14 protein-coding genes are annotated in these 18,972 nt (G+C 32.6%); 2 read left to right on the plus strand and 12 right to left on the minus strand.

Annotation, left to right across the window (positions count from 1 at the left end):
* Positions 1–10: 10 nt before the first annotated feature.
* From AAGV28_RS14820 to AAGV28_RS14845, 6 genes are all read right to left on the minus strand, one after another.
* Positions 11–3,094 carry a SusC/RagA family TonB-linked outer membrane protein gene (locus AAGV28_RS14820; RefSeq protein ID WP_373407536.1) on the minus strand — a complete coding sequence of 1,028 codons (3,084 nt, stop codon included), beginning with the start codon at positions 3,092–3,094 and terminating at the stop codon, positions 11–13.
* Positions 3,095–3,865: 771 nt separating this feature from the next.
* Complete coding sequence (locus AAGV28_RS14825; RefSeq protein WP_373407537.1) at positions 3,866–4,108, minus strand: hypothetical protein; 243 nt, start codon at positions 4,106–4,108, stop codon at positions 3,866–3,868.
* 360 nt (positions 4,109–4,468) lie between these two features.
* Complete coding sequence (locus tag AAGV28_RS14830) at positions 4,469–4,849, minus strand: PH domain-containing protein (RefSeq protein WP_373407538.1); 381 nt, start codon at positions 4,847–4,849, stop codon at positions 4,469–4,471.
* 73 nt (positions 4,850–4,922) lie between these two features.
* Positions 4,923–5,543, minus strand: a complete 621-nt coding sequence (locus tag AAGV28_RS14835) for an L-threonylcarbamoyladenylate synthase (RefSeq protein ID WP_373393072.1) — start codon at positions 5,541–5,543, stop codon at positions 4,923–4,925.
* A 23-nt stretch (positions 5,544–5,566) separates the two neighbouring features.
* A complete protein-coding gene (locus AAGV28_RS14840) occupies positions 5,567–6,058 on the minus strand; it encodes a hypothetical protein (RefSeq protein ID WP_373407539.1) in 492 nt (163 codons plus the stop codon).
* Between the two features lie 38 nt (positions 6,059–6,096).
* The gene (locus tag AAGV28_RS14845) at positions 6,097–8,433 is read right to left on the minus strand and encodes an ATP-dependent helicase (protein ID WP_373407540.1); all 2,337 of its coding nucleotides are present in this window, start codon (positions 8,431–8,433) and stop codon (positions 6,097–6,099) included.
* A gap of 275 nt (positions 8,434–8,708) precedes the next feature.
* On the opposite strand from AAGV28_RS14845, the gene AAGV28_RS14850 reads away from it, so the two are divergent.
* The gene (locus tag AAGV28_RS14850) at positions 8,709–9,230 is read left to right on the plus strand and encodes a DUF7935 family protein (protein ID WP_373407541.1); all 522 of its coding nucleotides are present in this window, start codon (positions 8,709–8,711) and stop codon (positions 9,228–9,230) included.
* A gap of 4 nt (positions 9,231–9,234) precedes the next feature.
* Here AAGV28_RS14850 and AAGV28_RS14855 read toward each other — a convergent pair whose 3' ends face one another.
* Together AAGV28_RS14855 and AAGV28_RS14860 are read right to left on the minus strand one after the other, a co-directional pair.
* Positions 9,235–10,167: a patatin-like phospholipase family protein gene (locus AAGV28_RS14855; protein ID WP_373407542.1), complete on the minus strand. Its 933-nt coding sequence runs from the start codon at positions 10,165–10,167 to the stop codon at positions 9,235–9,237.
* Between the two features lie 5 nt (positions 10,168–10,172).
* Complete coding sequence (locus AAGV28_RS14860) at positions 10,173–12,233, minus strand: M1 family metallopeptidase (RefSeq protein WP_373407543.1); 2,061 nt, start codon at positions 12,231–12,233, stop codon at positions 10,173–10,175.
* Positions 12,234–12,332: 99 nt separating this feature from the next.
* Here AAGV28_RS14860 and AAGV28_RS14865 point away from each other — a divergent pair, with 99 nt between their 5' ends.
* Positions 12,333–13,064 (plus strand): Dph6-related ATP pyrophosphatase, encoded by a 732-nt coding sequence (locus AAGV28_RS14865; RefSeq protein WP_373407544.1) that lies wholly within the window; start codon positions 12,333–12,335, stop codon positions 13,062–13,064.
* 96 nt (positions 13,065–13,160) lie between these two features.
* Here AAGV28_RS14865 and lon read toward each other — a convergent pair whose 3' ends face one another.
* The 4 genes from lon to AAGV28_RS14885 all read right to left on the minus strand — a co-directional run bounded on the left by lon (position 13,161) and on the right by AAGV28_RS14885 (position 18,886).
* Positions 13,161–15,611 (minus strand): endopeptidase La, encoded by a 2,451-nt coding sequence (gene lon / locus AAGV28_RS14870; RefSeq protein WP_373407545.1) that lies wholly within the window; start codon positions 15,609–15,611, stop codon positions 13,161–13,163.
* A gap of 464 nt (positions 15,612–16,075) precedes the next feature.
* Entirely contained in the window at positions 16,076–16,555 is a 480-nt protein-coding gene (locus AAGV28_RS14875) for a DUF6252 domain-containing protein (protein WP_373407546.1), read from the minus strand.
* 90 nt (positions 16,556–16,645) lie between these two features.
* On the minus strand, positions 16,646–17,932 hold the full coding sequence (locus tag AAGV28_RS14880; RefSeq protein WP_373407547.1) for an MFS transporter: 1,287 nt from the start codon (positions 17,930–17,932) through the stop codon (positions 16,646–16,648).
* Positions 17,933–18,067: 135 nt separating this feature from the next.
* Entirely contained in the window at positions 18,068–18,886 is an 819-nt protein-coding gene (locus AAGV28_RS14885; RefSeq protein ID WP_373407548.1) for a M48 family metallopeptidase, read from the minus strand.
* Positions 18,887–18,972 lie beyond the last annotated feature (86 nt).

Genomic DNA, 18,972 nt, shown 5'->3' on the forward strand with positions numbered 1-18,972 from the left:
GATTGTTTTTTTAAAATGTTACATTAAGACCAATTAAATAATTTGTAGTTGACGGCGTATTAGTTCCGATAGTCATCAAACGTTTTCTTTGGTCATTTTCGCCAATAGGTACAGCCGTATTTTCATTAGCAAATGAATTTGTCTCTGGATCCATGCCTGATTCTCGTTTGTAAGGAGAGAAAAACACAAATGGATTTTGAGCGGTTACATAAAGCCTTAAATTATCAATACCTGTATTTTTAAACAACTTGTCAGTGTCAAAATTATAACCCAAAGAAATAGTCCTGATTTTCATAAATGAAGCATCAAAATAAGAAAGTGAATTAAGATATCTAGGTTGATCTCCTCCTATTCCTCCTGGTTTTGGATACTTTGCATCTGTATTTTCTGGTGTCCAATAATCGGCTTTAATTTGGCCTCTACGTCCAGTTAACAAGTTTAAATAACCATTTGCTCCATAAGGTGTTGCTATAACCAATCCTCCACTTTTAAAAATACCTACTACACTTAAATCAAATCCTTTGTAAGCTAGACGAGTGTTAAAACCACCTTGAAAATCAGGTTGCATATCCATAATTTGTCTATCTGCAGCTCCAATAGGCCTTGTTGGTGTACCATCAGGATTAAAATCACCAGTGTATTCCGCTTTAATCATACCTACATTACCCCCTGGTTCTAAAATATTTAAGTAGGGATCGTCTTGCTGCCATAATCCAATTGCTTTATAGTCATAAATTACATCAATAGGGCTCCCAACAAACCACCAGTTACTTTCATCTCTTTCTGTACCTGAGGCAAGTTTTGTAAGTTTGTTACTGTTTGTGTAAACATTGATACCAGCCTCCCAAGTTAAACCATCAGGATTATCTAATATAACACCGTTAATACCTACTTCGAGACCTTTATTTTCAGATTCACCGATGTTTGCCATATAACTACCAACTCCAGATGTTGTAGGAAGTCCTACTCTAAATAAAAGATCTGTAGTTTTTGTATTATAATAATCTATTGTACCTGATAATCTGCTTTTTAATAGACTAAAATCTAAACCATAATTCATAGTAGCCGATTTTTCCCATCCTAAATTAGGATTAGGCAATTCAGAAACATTAAAACCTGTAGTGTAAGTATTTCCAAAATTATATGGTGTAGTACCTAAACGCCCAAGTGTAGAATAAGCTGGAACAGACTGATTAGAAGTAATACCATAACCAAGTCGTAGTTTTAAGGATTCTACGAAATTAACCTTATCCATAAAAGATTCCTTTTTAATATTCCATCCAAGAGAAATAGCAGGATAAGAAACCCACTGGTTTCCAGTTGCTAATCTTGAAGATCCATCAGATCTAAAGCTAGCCGACAACATATAACGATCGTCATAAGAGTACATTAAACGAGCCATAACAGATGTTAAGCCGCTTACCTCATAACCTTGCCTGTCAGGATTGATAATAATAGGTTCATTCGCACGACCTAAGTTATAAAACTGAAATGAATCTGAAGGGATATCTCTTGCTTCAATAAAAGAACTATTGAATGATCTTTCCTCAGCAGAATATAAACCTAACACATTAATCTTGTGTTTATCTGCAAAAGTACGATCATACGAAAGTATATTTTCAATAGTCCAACTTGTGGTATGCGAATTACTTAAAGAGGCTGATGAAATTGATGTTGGAAGAACCGCAAATACTCCCTCTCCTGTATAGTTTCCACCTATTGATTGACGGTAATTTAACCCAAGATTTAGACGATAACTTAATCCTTCTACACCAGGGATTTTAACAACGCCATAAACGGAATTATATGAACCGAAATTTTTAGTTCGATCGATCCATTTATCTCCTAAGGCATCAATGGTAGCTCTGGTAGTTACCCATTGTTGATCTAATGGCATTTCTATTAGTCTTTTAAATGTACCATCAGCATTGTAAGGATTGGCTATAGGTGATGCGTTTAATGCACCATAAATACCCAAATTATTCCCATTGTTAATAGAAAAACTGTTGTTTGAGGTTAAACCTATTTTAATATAGTCCCCAATTTCTTGATCAATAGCAGTTCTTAATGAAAAACGTTCGTAGTTTTGACCCGGCAACACAGCCTCGTCTTTATAATAACCTAAACCAAAACTATAGTTACTTTTATCACCTCCTCCAGTAACACCTATGTCATGACTTGTTACAGTAGCAGTACTATATAACAAATCTTGCCAATCGGTATTTACATCATTTGCTTCATCAACAGAATTTGTGGTATAAATACCTGCATCTGCTCTTAGTTTTACAAATTCAGGTCCATTCATCATAGGGAATTTTGCAAATACATTTTTAAAACCAAAATAACTTGTATAACTTATTTTTGCTTCTTGTCCTTTAGACCCTTTATTTGTTGTTACTAATATGACTCCATTTGCTCCACGAGATCCATAAACTGCAGTAGCTGAAGCATCTTTTAGAATATCAACACTTTTTATATCTGTTGGATTAATATCACTAAGTGAACCAGCAAAAGGAATTCCATCCAAAACAACCAATGGGTCATTACTTGCATTTAACGAGCGCGTGCCACGCACTCTAATTTGCATTTGTGCGCCTGGTTTTGTTGAACCTTGAGAAAATTCAACACCAGAAACCCTTCCTTGAAGTGCTTGAGTAATATTAGCAGAAGCAACTTCTCTCATAACATCTCCACTTACTGAAGCAACCGCACCTGTAACAGCTTCTTTTCGCTGTGTTCCATACCCTACTACTACAACTTCTTTTAAAGCGTTTGAATCATCTTCAAGAACAACATTAATTCTAGTTTGTCCTTTTACGGTTATTTCTTTACTTTTTAATCCAATAAAACTGAATACTAACACAGCATCAGAGGGCACATTTATAGAATAATTTCCATCAAAATTTGTAGTTATTCCATTTCCCGTACCTTTTATTATAACATTTGCCCCAGGAATTGGACCTTTTGAGTCCGAAACAATTCCAGAAACCGTTGTTTGAGCATTTACTCCTGCAGAGTACACAATCATCAGGATAAGAAATCCCAATAGCTTAAAGCGTTTTGATTTTCTTTTAATAATAAAAAAGTTAGTCATAAAAAATTGTTTTAATTGGTTAAATAGCTTTTTGATAAAACATTAAATTGTATTTTTTTAATATTGCCTTATATAAAAATATAATAACAATATATTAACATAACAAATATATATATATTTTTAAACAATCGGTTGTGTTAAGAAATATTTTTTCATAATCATAAAAAAAACAACTAATAAATGAATTATTAATATTTTAACTAAATAGATGTTATTATATGTACCTCTTTAAAATAAAAACCATAACCCGTTGGTTGCGATTAGTTTATGATGGGAATTTCGTGATTGTGAGTAATCTCGTAATTAGGACGGTGATGAATTTAGAATAAGAAAAAAAAAATTTAAAAAACGGTTTTCAATAGATTTTGAATCACTTTTTATTACATAAAAAGCATTCGAAATGATTTTTTTTTATCTCTAGACAAAAAACGCTGTATCATGTAAGCAAAAACATTAGCAATAGAAACATTACGAAAATAAAAAGTATGTAGTGGTTTTTGTGATGGTAATGAAGGCTTGAAACGAACTAATTTTTAAAAAAATTTATGGCTCTCTTTGTATTTACTCTTTAAACTTCATCTGTATTTAAAGGCTAATACAATGAATTAGAAACAAAAAACTTCAGGTTTATTAAATAATTGTTTAAATTTTAGAAGATTATTTTTCGATAGCCAAGATTAATTTTGAAAGAATAATCAACATATTCTTTCAAAATTTAACGACGAATAGCGGGAAACAATCCATAAAAACTATTAGATAAAACTTAAACAGTTACTTAATTTGATAATTTAGAATTGAATTATATCGTTTATGCATGTCAGAGGCAATTGAAATAAATACAAAATGATTAACAGCAGTAGCAGTGATCAATGAGGTTTCAAATTCCACTTTTCCAGTTAGAAAATATAACATCAATAAACTAAAAATATAAGAAACTCCAAAAACCAATCCATAAACAATAAGAAGTATTTTGTCGATTCCTTGAGATTTCTTTATATCTATATTCTTCTTCATGAGAACCTTTTCATAAACATAGATATAAGCCAAAGCTGGAAAAATAAATTGCATAATGGCTAAAAATCCATAAACATCCAAACTGAATTCCTCGAAAAAAGGTTTCCCTGCCGATAGTTTAAAAATTCCAACAACTACAAATAAATAGTGAGAAAAATAAATTTTTGAAATGCTTTCATAAGGTGTTTTTTATAAATTCATTTCAAAGATGTAGGGATTTGAGAAATTTTGAAAAATAAAAATAGTGAACGGTAAAAATTAGCTAGTGAATGGTAAATGAATTTTTAAGTCTTAAAAATAAAAAAATTATACTAAAAAACGCCTTGATTACTCAAGACGTTTCATCAAAAACTATAATTCTTAACTCAAAACATAACTGGCTAAAACCTTATGTACATCATAAACATTAACCGATTTATTGAATTGTTTTCTAATACTAGGTTGTTGTTCGCTTGAAACCCAAATTTTCAATTCGGCTTCTAAGTCAAATGTTCCTGCTGTTTCTATACTAAATCGAGAAATACTTTTGTAAGTAATGGATTTGTATTCTATTTTACTAGCAGTAATCCCTTGTTTATCGACCAAAATCAATCGTTTAGTTGTAAAAATAAATACATCACGGATAAGCTTAAAACCCAATTCGATTTCTTCTCCGTCAATTAATAATTTTCCGTAGTCTTTTTTTAATTCTTCCTGACTTACTGCTCCTGCGTTACCTAATAATGCTGAAAATAATCCCATATTTTTATGTTTTTTTTAAATCTAAATTCTATAATCTATTTTCGAAATTCTATGTTCTATATAACTAAAAATATCAAAGAATATCTAAACTTCCTTTACCTTCACGAATCACTTCTGGCTCATGTCCAGATAGATCAATAATAGTAGAAGCCACATTATCTCCATAACCACCATCGATAACCATATCAACCAAATTCTGCCATTTTTCAAAAATTAATTCCGGATCAGTGGTGTATTCTACAACATCGTCTTCATCACGAATAGAAGTGGTAACAATTGGATTCCCCAATAGTTTTACAATTTCTAAAGTAATATTATTTTCTGGCACACGTATACCTACCGTAGTTTTCTTTTTGAATTCTTTTGGCAAATTATTATTACCTGGTAAAATAAAAGTATAAGGTCCTGGCAAGGCTCTTTTTAAAATTTTGAAAGTAGCCGTATCAATTTGCTTGACATAATCCGAAAGATTACTCAAATCATGACAAATGAACGAGAACTTCGCTTTATCTAATTTTACGCCTTTAATTTTTGCAATGCGTTCTAAGGCTCTCGAATTAGTAATATCACAACCCAAACCGTAAACAGTGTCCGTAGGATAGATTACTAAACCACCGTCTCTTAAAACCTTAACCACTTTAGCAATAGCTGCTTCAGAGGGTTTGTCTTCGTATATTTTTATGAATTCTGCCATATTATTAGAATAAAGATTATAGATTAAAGAACATAGACATTGTCCTTTAATTCTTTTAAAATTTTTGATGTAAAAATAAACATTCCAAGAGCTACTAAATTCAATTTAAAATAAAAAAGAGTACCTGACTTGAATACTAACAAGAATTGTGAGGGTTGAAAATCAAGCCTTACCAGAATATCATCAGTTAAATCTAAAATAAGATTAATAGCAAGTCCATTTACAGATGTGTAAAACACTCCATAAAGATCAAAAGCGAATAACTGAAAAAAAAACGAAATTAAAATAAGATTTAATCCTCTCAAATATTTTTTTCTGTTTATCAACCAAGCAGAATAAATACAAAAGGTAAAAAAAATGAAGGGTAAAATCAGTAAAATATTAAAGAAACTTTTATACTCACTAACATTAGTTGTGGTTAACAAATAAACCATTATCAATAAACCAATAATCCCACCAAAAAATTGATAAATTTCGATAAAATTTAGTTTTCTAATGAGTGATTTATTTTCCATAATACTTTATTCTCTATTATCTATTATCTATTCTCTTTCTACCCAATAATATCCAACTTCGCAAATCGTAGTAAAAGCTTTTTAATCCCTCCAACTTCAAATTTAATTTCGGCTTTTTTATCAGCGCCAACACCTTCCAAATTGATAACTTGTCCGCGACCAAAACGTTCGTGCATGACAATATTTCCTGTTGTCAATTTATTATCAAATAAGTTTGCTGCTCCAGAAGGTGCATTAGTTGAAACTGGTTTTAGTTTTCGAATATTGATATCGGATTTCATTCCCCCTTCGGGGGTTAGGGGGCTTGGTGGCGTAGTACTTAAAGGTTTTGCCAAACGCAATTTAGACTTGTCCACATCGCCAAAAATATCCTTATCAATCATGGGTTTAAAACGATAATTACTCTCGGCAGGCGTTAGGTATTCTAAAAATTGTCCGTCAATTTCTTCAATAAAACGGGATGGCTCACTATCAGTTAATTTTCCCCAACGGTAACGCGATTGCGCATAAGTCAAATACGCCTGATGTTCTGCTCTAGTTAAAGCTACATAAAACAAGCGACGTTCTTCCTCTAATTCTGAACGGGTACTCATACTCATAGCCGATGGAAACAAATCTTCTTCCATCCCTACCACAAAAACATGAGGAAATTCCAATCCTTTTGCCAAGTGAATCGTCATTAAAGCGACACGATCTTCGTCACTAGTATCTTTGTCCAAATCCGTAGCTAGAGCCACATCTTCCATAAATTCGGCCAAAGAGCCACGTGCTCCGTCAATTTCTCTTTGTCCTTCGGTAAAATCTTTTATACCGTTTAATAATTCTTCGATATTCTGAATTTTTGCCATTCCTTCCGGTGTGGCATCTTTTTTCAATTCCTGAACTAATCCTGTTTTTTTAGAAACGTGATCGGTGATATAAAAAGCGTCCTGATTTTCGTTGATAACCTGAAAACTCTGAATCATCGTAACAAAATCATTCAGTTTTTGTTTGGTTCCCGAATTCAGTTTCAAATCAATGCGGTCAATATTCTGCATTACTTCAAATATCGATCTTTTGTAATGATTAGCAGCCACAGTCAATTTTTCGACAGTAGTATCCCCTATTCCACGCGCTGGATAATTAATAACCCGCATTAAGGCTTCTTCGTCTTTTGGATTAATAACCAATCGCAAATAGCACAAAACGTCCTTAATTTCTTTTCTTTGGTAAAAAGACAAACCTCCGTAAATTCGATACGGAATATCTCTTTTTCGTAAAGCATCCTCCATGGCACGGGATTGCGCATTGGTTCGATACAAAATAGCAAATTGACCATTAGTCATTTGGTTTTGCATTTTTTGTTCGAAAATAGTACTGGCCACAAATCGTCCTTCTTCGGCATCAGTCAAACTGCGGTGTACTTTTATCTTTGGGCCAAATTCATTGGCAGTCCACACCACCTTATCCAGTTTTGTTTTATTCTTTTCAATAATGGTATTAGCCGCTTCTACAATATTTCTGGACGAACGGTAATTTTGTTCTAATCGAAAGGTTTTTACACCTTGATAATCTTTTTGGAAATTTAAAATATTATTGATGTTCGCTCCTCTAAAAGCATAAATACTCTGCGCATCATCACCTACCACGCAAATATTTTGGAATTTATCCGATAAAGCGCGAACAATCAAATATTGCGAATGATTGGTATCCTGGTACTCATCGACCAAAATATAACGGAAACGATTTTGGTATTTAGCCAAAACTTCTGGAAAACGAGTCAGTAATTCATTGGTTTTCAACAATAAATCATCAAAATCCATCGCACCTGATTTGAAGCAGCGATCTACATAATTTTGGTAAATTTCGCCCATTCTAGGTTTCTTAGACATCGCATCGGCTTCCTGTAAATCGGGGTCATTAAAATAGGCTTTTACCGTAATCAAACTATTTTTAAAAGTCGAAATTCGGCTTAAAATTTGTTTTGGTTTGTAAACATCTCTATCCAATTGCATTTCTTTGATAATTCCCGAAATAGCACGAAGCGAATCCTGAGAATCATAAATAGTGAAATTAGAAGGATAACCTAATTTATCGGCTTCTGAACGTAAAATTCGAGCAAAAACAGAGTGAAAAGTTCCCATCCAAAGATTTTTAGCCTCGCTAGAACCCACAATATCCGAGATACGATTTTTCATCTCACGAGCCGCTTTATTGGTAAACGTAAGCGACAAAATGTTAAATGCATCTACTCCCTGGTGCATCAAGTAGGCAATTCTAATGGTTAATACACGGGTTTTTCCAGAACCTGCGCCAGCAATAATAATCATTGGGCCATCTTTTTGTAAAACGGGTTCGCGCTGAGCTTCGTTAAGTTGGGATATATATTGTTGCATGATTTTTTTCTCTATTCATGCAAAAATAAGTATTTAAGAATTAATTACAGACTCCTGTTCTAAAGTTTTAAAAAGAGTGTCATTGTTGATTTATTTCGCAAAGATTCATTAAGAAACTCAGAGAAACGCAAAGCATTTTTAAAGACTTTCCTTTGTAAAACTTTGCGCATACTCTTTGCGAGTCTTTGCGTTATATTTTTTCAAACTTATCTTTCCGTAATAATTTTTACATACACACAAAAAGCATATTTTTGCTTTCAAAATTTTAGACCAAAATGGATTCAACAAAAATCATAGAAATACTAGCTTATACTATTCCATCATTAATAACTGGCGGTGTGGCTTATTATTTATTTAAGTCTTATTTTAAAGACCAACAAAACACACGTCATTGGCTCATTCAAAAGGAAAATCAAAAAATGGCTTTGCCGTTACGATTACAAGCTTATGAAAGATTAACATTATTAATGGAACGTATTAATCCTTCTCAATTAATGGTGCGAATTAATCCTATTTCGAATGATAAAAACGATTATGAAAATTATGTAATTGCTCAAATCGAACAGGAATTTGAACACAACATTGCACAACAAATTTATGTTTCGGATAAATGTTGGTCAATAATAATCACTGCAAAAAACGCCATTGTGCAAATGGTTCGCACAGCAGCTAAAAATGGAAAAGTAACAAATGCTGACGAGTTGAGAACGTATGTTATCAGTGAGTTATTCAACAAAACCTCTCCAAGTAGTACAGCGTTATCATTTATAAAAAGTGAAGTAGCTGAATTGTGGTAAAAAATCATGCTGACCTTTCGTCTGTCAATAAAGATTTAGTTGTCTCTGATTCCATTTCTTCGCTTTTTTTCAAAGCATACTGAAATCCTTCCTCCCACCATTGAGTCATTTTTAATTTATTAAAAATCAAGGCATTGTTTGTCAAAGCAATTGGTGTGTAATACAAATTAAGTTTAATGTTATTATAAGAAGCCGACAGGTTTCCCAATAAAATATTGTGATGCTCTATTTGATCTAGTTGAATTTGGAAAATATCAATCAATAATGAAAATGGATTTTTACCTATAGTTGTTCGAGGAGTTGCTTTTTCGGTTTCTAAAATAATAACGTCAATTTCCGTTGCCCCTCGATTAATAGCTTCTTGAATAGGGACTAAACTAGAAAAACCTCCATCAGCATAATCAAAACCTTTTTTAGTGACTAAACTCATAAAAGGTATATAATTACTCGAAATCCAAATCCAATCGCAAAATTCATCATAAGTACAATCTTTAATGGATTTGTATTCTGCCTGATTCATAGTAAGATTAGTCACCGTAACAATTACATCAGTATGCAATGCTTTTAACTGATTGAATTCTTCTATTGGCAAATTTTTCTTGATGTAAGCACGTAGTTTTTTACTTTCGCCAAAGGTTCTTTTTCCTCTAAAAAATTGCAATAAAACATTAAAGTGATTGATACTTACTACATCAATTCCATTCTTTTTTTTAACAATAAATGGGTTAACATTAAAAATTTTACTCATATCCACATTGGTATAAATACGATGTATTTTTTCAATATTTCCAAGTGCCAAATGAGGCAGCAATAAACTTCCTGTAGATGTACCAATATAAAAATCATATTGGATTTTCTTTTTTTCCAATAAAAATTGGGCAACACCTCCTGCAAATGCGCCTTTGCTTCCTCCTCCGGAAATAACCAATGCTCTCATAAATTTTAATTTAATAATCGATTCAATTGAAATTGTTCCTTTTCGTCTAAACTAGGCAAAATTCTCAAAAAAGCATCTTTATATTCTTGATTTTTCAATAGTGTTCGAATAGTGTCGCGTCCAAATTTAGAAAATTGCCACATGTGATGTGTGGTTGATTTTACTAAATTTATCAAAACAGTATCATTAATAATCTGAAATCCAATTAGTCTTTCTAAGGCATTTTGTCGGGTTGTTGCCTCATATTTTTCAGATGAATAACTCATTAATTCATCCGTTACATCTTCTTTATGAACAGCATATTCAGGCGTCTTTAAAACCAGTGACAACCACAAAGTTCTCAAATTAAAATCATTGAAACCAATCCAATCTTTTGATTTTTCTAAATAATCCAATCGGTTTTTCGGGAAATTTCTCCATAAATACAGCAAGGCAATTTCCTGTGTTTGATACGAATCATCATCCAATAGACTTTCATAATCCATTCTAAATTCTTCTGGGATTTTAGGTAACGAATAAGCCACTGCCTGACGGACAGGAAGATTTTTAGTGTTCATTACCAATTCTAAATACGGTTTTTTAGCTTCAAAAGTTTCGTTCCTCAGTTGGTTAACAACCATTACTTTTGCCGAATAATGAGCATCTGACAAAAGGATTAGTTTAAAAAAACCTTCTTTTTCAGCTAAGGGTTTTGATTTGATCTTATCTAATTCTAATAATATCTTAGTGATTTTATTTTTAACCAACAACTTATTGACATTTGGCGTATTAATAGTAGTTGATTCAAGCCACTCTTTAGAAAATGAATCGGTATCAAAACGGCTTACTTTTTTTACTTCTGCAAAAAAATCTTCGGTAGTAACATTTTTGTAGGCGTATTTTTTTAAATAGTTTTTAATAATTTTCTTAAAAGCTTTGTCTCCTATTTCCTGATGCATCGCAAACAAAGCCCAAGCGCCTTTTTGATAAAAACTTAATGAACTTGCTTTTTCGTTCAAAATAGGAATACTATCGGTTCTGGAAGCGTATTTTATTTGCTGAATGGATTCATACATTTTCGAATAAAAATAATCTTCTCCATAAATAGATTTCTCTGCCAATAAAGCATAATACGTAGCAAAACCTTCTTGTAACCAATGGTGTTTTCCACTAGCTGCCGTAACCAAATCACCAAACCATTGATGTGCCAATTCATGTGCGTCAACATTAGTATAATTGCGATCCACAAACCCCGTCGAATCTACAACATAGCGCGTGGCAAATAATGTTGCCGAGGTGTTTTCCATTCCTGCGTACAAAAAATCCCGAACCGGAATTTGCTTGTATATTTTCCAAGGGTATTTTACGCCAATTTCTTTTTCTAAAAAGTTAAATATTTTAGCCGAATAGCGATACGTAGGCTCAAAACGAGCAGCATCTTTATTTTCTAAATACAATTCTAATGGAATTTTACTTTTAGAAAATTGTACTTTTTTTTCGAATTTTCCAATGGCAAACATCAATAAATAAGAACTCATTGGTTTTTTCATTTGATAATGCCAAAAAGTTTTTTTTCCATTGCTCGTTTTTTGCTTTAAAACACCATTAGAAATCACCTGAAAATCAGAATCAAATTCAATGTTGAGATTAAAAATTAGTTTTTCATTCACATCATCAAAACTCGGAAACCAATTGCTGGTATACCTTCCTTGCCCTTGAGTCCAAATTTGCAAATCTTCTGAATTTGCTGAACCTACAAAATACAAAGTTTGTTTTGGCTTAGCGCTATATTCAAAAACCAGTTCGTTTCTCCCTTTTTGAAATGGATAAACGACAAGCAATTGCTTTCCAGAATTGATGAATTGAACATTCATTTTATTTAACAGCACCTTAGAAAAAGTCATGTTTTGCGCATCAATTTTTATGGTATCTGTGGTCTTTAGAACTTCAAAAGAATAATGTACTGTACCAGAAATCGATTTCTCAACAGCATTCAAACTCAAATGAGCTGAAACCGAAGTAAAATCAACAGTTTTTGTTTGTTGTGCAAAAACAAAAGTGGAAATAAATAGAAAAAGGTATTTCATTAAACGCAAATTAAGCAGGATTTCCAAAGTTACAAAGCTTAAGTAATTAATTGAACTATTTTTGTATGTTTACCTCATAAAGTTTTAATAAAATTTAAATTGAAGAAAGCCCTTTTTAACTGGAGTAGCGGAAAAGATTCCGCATTAGCCTTATACAAAATACTGCAAAACCCAGAATTTGAAATCAGCTGTTTATTAACCAGCGTCAACCAGCAATTTCAACGCATTGCTATGCACGGCGTAAGAGTTGAACTTTTGGAACAACAAGCCGAAAGTATTGGAATCCCACTAGAAATCATGCAAATTCCTGAAATGCCAACTATGGAAGTGTACGAAAACGTAATGCAAAAAACACTAGAAAAATTTAAAAATAGAGGAATCACCCATTCTGTTTTTGGAGATATTTTTCTGGAAGATTTGCGTAAATATCGTGAAGACAAATTAACAACTATGGATTTTGAAGGTGTTTTTCCGATTTGGAAAATTCCAACTCATGATCTAATTCAGGAATTTATTGCCTTGGGTTTTAAAACCATTGTGGTATGTGTCAACGAGCGCTATTTAGACAAAAGTTTTGTAGGTCGAATAATCGATCAACAATTCATTGATGATTTACCAGACAATGTAGATGTTTGCGGTGAAAATGGCGAATTCCATACTTTTAGTTTTGATGGTCCTATTTTCCAAAAACCAATCGATTTTGAAATAGGTGAAATCGTTTATAGAAAATATGAAAAACCGAAGCAAGATGCTTCGAATTCGGCTTGCGATACTAATGATTCTACAGCTTATGATTATGGATTTTGGTATTGCGATTTGATTGCGAAATAACAACTAAAAAAAACCGCAAATTCGCAAATTATTTATGTTTTCTAATAATTTGCGAATTTGCGGTTTTTTTTTTAACACTTACTTAAAGCAGCATTTTTACAATTTCTTAGCGTTTTTAGCTTTTTGATCTGTAATGGCAATAGCTAGAACTTCGCTCATTTCTTTTACATAATGAAACGTCACGCCGTTTAAGTACTCTGGTTTTATTTCGTCAACATCACTTTTATTTTCATGACACAAGATGATTTCTTTAATATTAGCTCTTTTAGCAGCTAATATTTTTTCTTTAATTCCACCTACAGGCAATACCTTTCCTCGAAGTGTAATCTCACCAGTCATGGCAATATTTTTTCGCACTCTTTTTTGTGTAAAAAGAGATACTAGCGAAGTCAACATTGCAATTCCCGCACTTGGGCCATCTTTAGGAGTAGCACCTTCTGGAACATGTAAATGAATGTTGTATTTTGACAATAACTCGGAACTTAAACCTAATTGATCCGCATTGGCTTTGATGTATTCCAAAGCAATGGTAGCCGATTCTTTCATTACCGGACCTAAATTACCCGTAATACTCATGCCACCTTTTCCTGGTGAAAGTAAAGATTCTATAAAAAGAATATCTCCTCCAACGCTGGTCCAAGCCAATCCAGTAACTACTCCAGCAACATCATTGCTTTCATATTTATCACGCTCTAATCTTGGAACGCCCAATACTTTAACAATATCTTCGTCAGTCACTTTCTTATTGTACTCCTCCTCCATGGCAACTGATTTTGCTGCATTTCGAATTACTTGGGCAATTTTAGCTTCTAATCCACGAACTCCAGATTCTCGCGTATATCCTTCTACAATTTTTTCTAACTGTTTTTTTCCAATAGTCAAATCTTTCGAAGTCAATCCGTGTTCTTTCAATTGGCGTGGAAATAAATGTTGTTTAGCTATTTCAACTTTTTCCTCGATAGTATAGCCTGACATTTTGATAATCTCCATTCTGTCTCTCAAAGCAGGCTGAATAGCAGTCATATTGTTAGACGTAGCAATGAACATTACTTTCGATAAATCGTATCCTAATTCGACAAAATTATCATAAAAAGCGTTATTTTGTTCTGGATCCAAAACTTCTAACAATGCCGAAGATGGATCGCCATGATTGCTATTTGACAATTTATCAATTTCATCCAAAACAAACACAGGATTTGATGTTCCCGCTTTTTTCAAACTCTGAATAATTCTACCTGGCATAGCGCCAATGTAGGTTTTTCTATGTCCACGAATTTCTGCTTCATCACGCAATCCCCCTAAAGAAATACGAACATATTCTCTCCCCAAAGCTTCTGCAACTGAACGACCAATAGATGTTTTACCAACTCCCGGAGGTCCTGTTAAACAAATAATTGGCGATTTCATATCGTTTCTTAATTTCAAAACAGCCAAATGTTCAATCATTCTTTTCTTCACTTCTTCCAATCCAAAATGGTCTCTGTCAAGAATTTTTTGAGCATTTTTTAAATCAAAATTATCTTTCGAAAATTCATTCCATGGTAAATCCAATAGTAATTCCATGTAATTTCTTTGGATACCAAAATCAGGAGCCTGCGGATTCATTCGACGCATTTTTGTCAATTCTTTTTCAAAAATAGCTTGCGTTTTTTCATCCCATTTTTTCTCTTTGGACTTTACTAACATATCGTCCATTTCTTCTTCCTGAGTAGAACCACCTAGTTCTTCCTGAATGGTTTTCATCTGTTGATGAAGGAAATATTCTCTTTGCTGTTGATCTAAATCAAAACGTACTTTAGATTGAATATCATTTTTAAGTTCGAGTTTTTGCAACTCAATATTCATGTATTTTAAAGTTTCTAAAGCTCTGTCTTTTAAACTATTAATAGCTAATAAATCTTGTTTTTCTTTAACAGATAAATTCATGTTAGAAGTAACAAAATTGATTAAAAAAGATTGACTTTCAATGTTTTTTATAGCAAAAGTAGCTTCGCTTGGAATATTTGGACTAACTTTAATAATCTGAATAGCCAATTCTTTTATAGATTCTAAAATAGCTAAAAACTCAGAATCATCGCTATCTGGTCTGTCTTCTGAAAAGTCTTTGATTAGCGCTGAAATATACGGTTCTTCAGAAGTTATAGATTCGATTTCGAAACGTTTTTTTCCTTGTAAAATTACGGTAGTCGTTCCATCAGGCATTTTAAGTACACGTAAAATACGAGCAACAGTTCCTATCGAATTGATATCTTCCTTTGACGGATCTTCAATTTCTTCATCCTTTTGGGCAACAACACCTATTATTTTCCCACCAGCATTAGCGTCATCAATCAATTTAATCGATTTATCTCTTCCCGCAGTGATAGGAATTACCACACCTGGAAACAAAACCATATTTCTCAATGGAAGAATTGGCAACGATTCTGGAAGTTCTTCCTTCATCATTTCCTCTTCGTCTTCTGGTGTTAATAGCGGTATTAATTCCGCTTCTGAATCGAATTCTTGTTGTGACAGATTGTCAATAGTAAGTATTTTATGTTTTGACATGGTATAATTTAAGTCTTTTTGTCATTAAATTGTAGAAACACTCAATGACAAAGTTAGTATTCACGTGTTTTATAACATTGAAAATCAATCAATAATACAAAAAACTAGCCTTATTTAGTTCTTATAAGTCAATCTTTGTGCCACAAAGCCAACTAAAATTAATTGCCCTCAAAAAGCCAATTACTTATTTGAGGGCAATTACTAACATTTATTGTATTAAAACTAATATCCTACATCAAAATTACCTTCGGTTATTGTAAATGGTATGACCCTGTTATAAGATTTCCAAAAAATGTATAACTACCAGCTCCAAAAGTCGTTCTTATCGAAATCAAGTATTATATATAAATTAACATATTACTCTCCTATATCGATCCAATCAGTTGTACCACTCCAATTTCAGAAGTCAATATAGCAGCAGCAAAGTTAGTGCCTGCAACTTTTGCAGTAAAATCATCAGTTGTTTAGTATTGAGTAATATATGGAATATCTGTAAACACACCTTTCGTAAATTGAATTGCTGGTTTAGGATTATCTGAATCTGTCCAATAACCCTTAAATTGAAAAGTTCCTGATATTGTTTTGGTTGTGGCATTTATACTCGTAATAATAACTGAACCCGTATTTTCTGTTGGATTATCATCATTTATTGCCCAATAACCATATTCTGTGTCTGCTGGCTTATAAGCTACAACATTTATATTAGCAGCATAAGTTCCCACAGCAGCCCCTTCAACCATAAGTATAAAACCTTCACCGTTCGATTTAATTGCAGAGATACCAATAAAACTTCCTGATACTGTAGCTTGTGCTTCGTTTGTAGTCCATGTGCTGCCACTAAAATCGACTTTAAATACTCCTGAACCTTCTGAGTTTGGAAGTAGTTCAACAGTGCCATCAACAGGTTCATAAGTACAAGAAGCTATCAATATTGCTAGAAACAACAGTAATAATTGGGGGGCAGTTTTTAATATTTTCATAAATCAGCAAATTTTGATTGCCACCAAATATAAATTTTTATTTTATTTTTCCTACTATTTATTAGGCACTTTTCTTAACAAAAGAACTCCAACAATAAAGAAAATAGCTAAAAACACAATTGCAAATCTTGGACTTCCGGTAATTTGGTCAATAATTCCATAAACCAGCATTCCAATTACAATTCCGATTTTTTCAGACACATCATAAAAACTAAAAAATGATGCAGTATCCTGTGTTTCCGGTAATAATTTTGAATAAGTAGATCGAGATAAAGACTGAATTCCTCCCATAACTAAACCTACTAAAGCGGCCATAATATAAAAATGCAACGGCAATTTTATGAAATAAGCAGCCACGCACAATACAATCCAAAAAGAATTTATAAAAATCAAAGTTCGGATATTTCCGTATTTAACAGATGCTTTTGATGTCAAGATAGCACCTAAAACAGCTACTAATTGAATCAACAAAATACAAGTTATTAATCCTGTAGTTGCAGCACCATCAGACTCCCATTCTATTTCTTGTTCTCCAAAATAAGTTGCCACCAGCATCACCGTTTGAACTGCCATGCTGTACACAAAAAAACTTATTAAGTACTTTTTTAAAGCAATGTTCTCTTCTAATGAATTCCAAACTTTTTTAAGTTCCTTAAAGCCATTAAATAAAATGGCTTTTGATACTCTTAGGGAATTTTTATTGCCTTTAGGTAAATGATAATACGTATACTGACTGAATACAATCCACCAAATTCCAACCATCACAAAAGAATATCGCATTTGCATGATTTTTTCTTCATCTGGAGATGACAGAATCATCGCTAAACTTATTACTAAAAGAATAACACTACCAATATATCCTAAAGAATATCCTTTAGCACTGATTGCGTCTTGTTGCTCTACAAATGCAATATCAGGAAGATACGAATTATAAAAAACTAAACTTCCCCAAAAACCAATTAATCCAAAAAAATAAAAGAGCAAACTAATGTAAATATGCTCTAAACTAAACCAATACAATCCAATACAAGAAAATGCACCCAAGTAACAAAAAAACTTCATGAAAAACTTTTTATTACCCACATAGTCAGCGATTCCAGATAAAAGAGGCGATACAAACGCTACAACTAAAAAAGCGGCAGCTGTAACAAAACTAATTAAAGCCGAATTTTTAATTTCGGTTCCAAAAATATAAATATACGATTGATCTTTACTAAATAAAGCCATGTAGAAAAGTGGAAAAACAGCCGAAGCAATAACTAAACTATATACTGAATTTGCCCAATCGTAAAATGCCCAAGCATTCAGTAATTTTTTATCTCCTTTTTGTAATGGATTCATATCTCTTATTTTTTTGACGAATTTATTGCTTTTTTTAACAGTTCCTGCACAAATAATTTAAAAATATTGTTACTAAAAAGACATAAAAAAAAGCCAATTCAAACGAATTGGCTTATAAAATGAGTTCTTCTTTTTTTATTTGAATGTTACACCAAATTTGGCTGCTACAGCCTTAGCTTCTGGAATCATTGCTTTTAAATTAGCAATTCTAGTCGCATCAGACGGGTGTGTGCTTAGCATTTCGGCTGGAGCTCCACCTCCTGAATTAGCTGACATTCTCGTCCAAAAATTAATCGCTTCTTCAGGATTGTATCCTGCTATCGCCATTAAAACTAGACCAATTTTATCCGCTTCAGTTTCATGGCTTCTACTAAATGGAAGCATCACTCCTACTTGAGAACCAATTCCATAATACTGTTGCCACATTTGTTGTCTTTCGGCACTTTGACTTCCTGTTGCAACAGCAACACCTGCAGCGCCTAGAGTTTGTAATTGAGAAGCACTCATACGTTGTGCACCATGATTAGCAAGAGCATGAGAAACCTCGTGTCCCATCACTGTAGCTAAACCAGCATCATTTTTTGTAACGGGCAAAATTCCTGTGTAAACTACAATTTTACCTCCTGGCATACACCAAGCATTTACTTCTTTATTATCTACCAATTTGTATTCCCATTGGTATCCTTCTAAATAATCAGTTTGTCCAAGAGAAGCTAAATAGCGTTCGGCAGCCATTTTAATTTTAATCCCTACGGTCTCTACTTTTTTAGCATCGACTGTTCCAGAAACTACTTTGTTAGCCTTTAAAAAAGTTCCATATTCTTGAAATGCAGAAGGAAACAATTCGCTATTAGAAACAAAATTCAACGTTCTTTTTCCAGTTAATGGATTCGTTGAACATGAATACATTAATCCTAAGCTGGCAATTCCTATAAGTACTAGATTTTTTCTCATAATTGTTAATTTTTTCAAAACAAAAATACAATTATTATTAATTATAAACTTATAATATTAATTTCAATTGTATCAATATTCCAATT

The organism is Flavobacterium zubiriense, from assembly GCF_041729725.1.
GTDB lineage: Bacteria > Bacteroidota > Bacteroidia > Flavobacteriales > Flavobacteriaceae > Flavobacterium > Flavobacterium zubiriense.

What these genes read in the sequence shown, in the direction of transcription:
- AAGV28_RS14820 (WP_373407536.1), bottom strand. Translation starts at nt 3,094, where the DNA reads ATGACTAACTTTTTTATTATTAAAAGAAAATCAAAACGCTTTAAGCTA.
- AAGV28_RS14825 (WP_373407537.1), bottom strand. Translation starts at nt 4,108, where the DNA reads ATGAAGAAGAATATAGATATAAAGAAATCTCAAGGAATCGACAAAATA.
- AAGV28_RS14830 (WP_373407538.1), bottom strand. Translation starts at nt 4,849, where the DNA reads ATGGGATTATTTTCAGCATTATTAGGTAACGCAGGAGCAGTAAGTCAG.
- AAGV28_RS14835 (WP_373393072.1), bottom strand. Translation starts at nt 5,543, where the DNA reads ATGGCAGAATTCATAAAAATATACGAAGACAAACCCTCTGAAGCAGCT.
- AAGV28_RS14840 (WP_373407539.1), bottom strand. Translation starts at nt 6,058, where the DNA reads ATGGAAAATAAATCACTCATTAGAAAACTAAATTTTATCGAAATTTAT.
- AAGV28_RS14845 (WP_373407540.1), bottom strand. Translation starts at nt 8,433, where the DNA reads ATGCAACAATATATATCCCAACTTAACGAAGCTCAGCGCGAACCCGTT.
- AAGV28_RS14850 (WP_373407541.1), top strand. Translation starts at nt 8,709, where the DNA reads ATGGATTCAACAAAAATCATAGAAATACTAGCTTATACTATTCCATCA.
- AAGV28_RS14855 (WP_373407542.1), bottom strand. Translation starts at nt 10,167, where the DNA reads ATGAGAGCATTGGTTATTTCCGGAGGAGGAAGCAAAGGCGCATTTGCA.
- AAGV28_RS14860 (WP_373407543.1), bottom strand. Translation starts at nt 12,233, where the DNA reads ATGAAATACCTTTTTCTATTTATTTCCACTTTTGTTTTTGCACAACAA.
- lon (WP_373407545.1), bottom strand. Translation starts at nt 15,611, where the DNA reads ATGTCAAAACATAAAATACTTACTATTGACAATCTGTCACAACAAGAA.
- AAGV28_RS14880 (WP_373407547.1), bottom strand. Translation starts at nt 17,932, where the DNA reads ATGAATCCATTACAAAAAGGAGATAAAAAATTACTGAATGCTTGGGCA.
- AAGV28_RS14885 (WP_373407548.1), bottom strand. Translation starts at nt 18,886, where the DNA reads ATGAGAAAAAATCTAGTACTTATAGGAATTGCCAGCTTAGGATTAATG.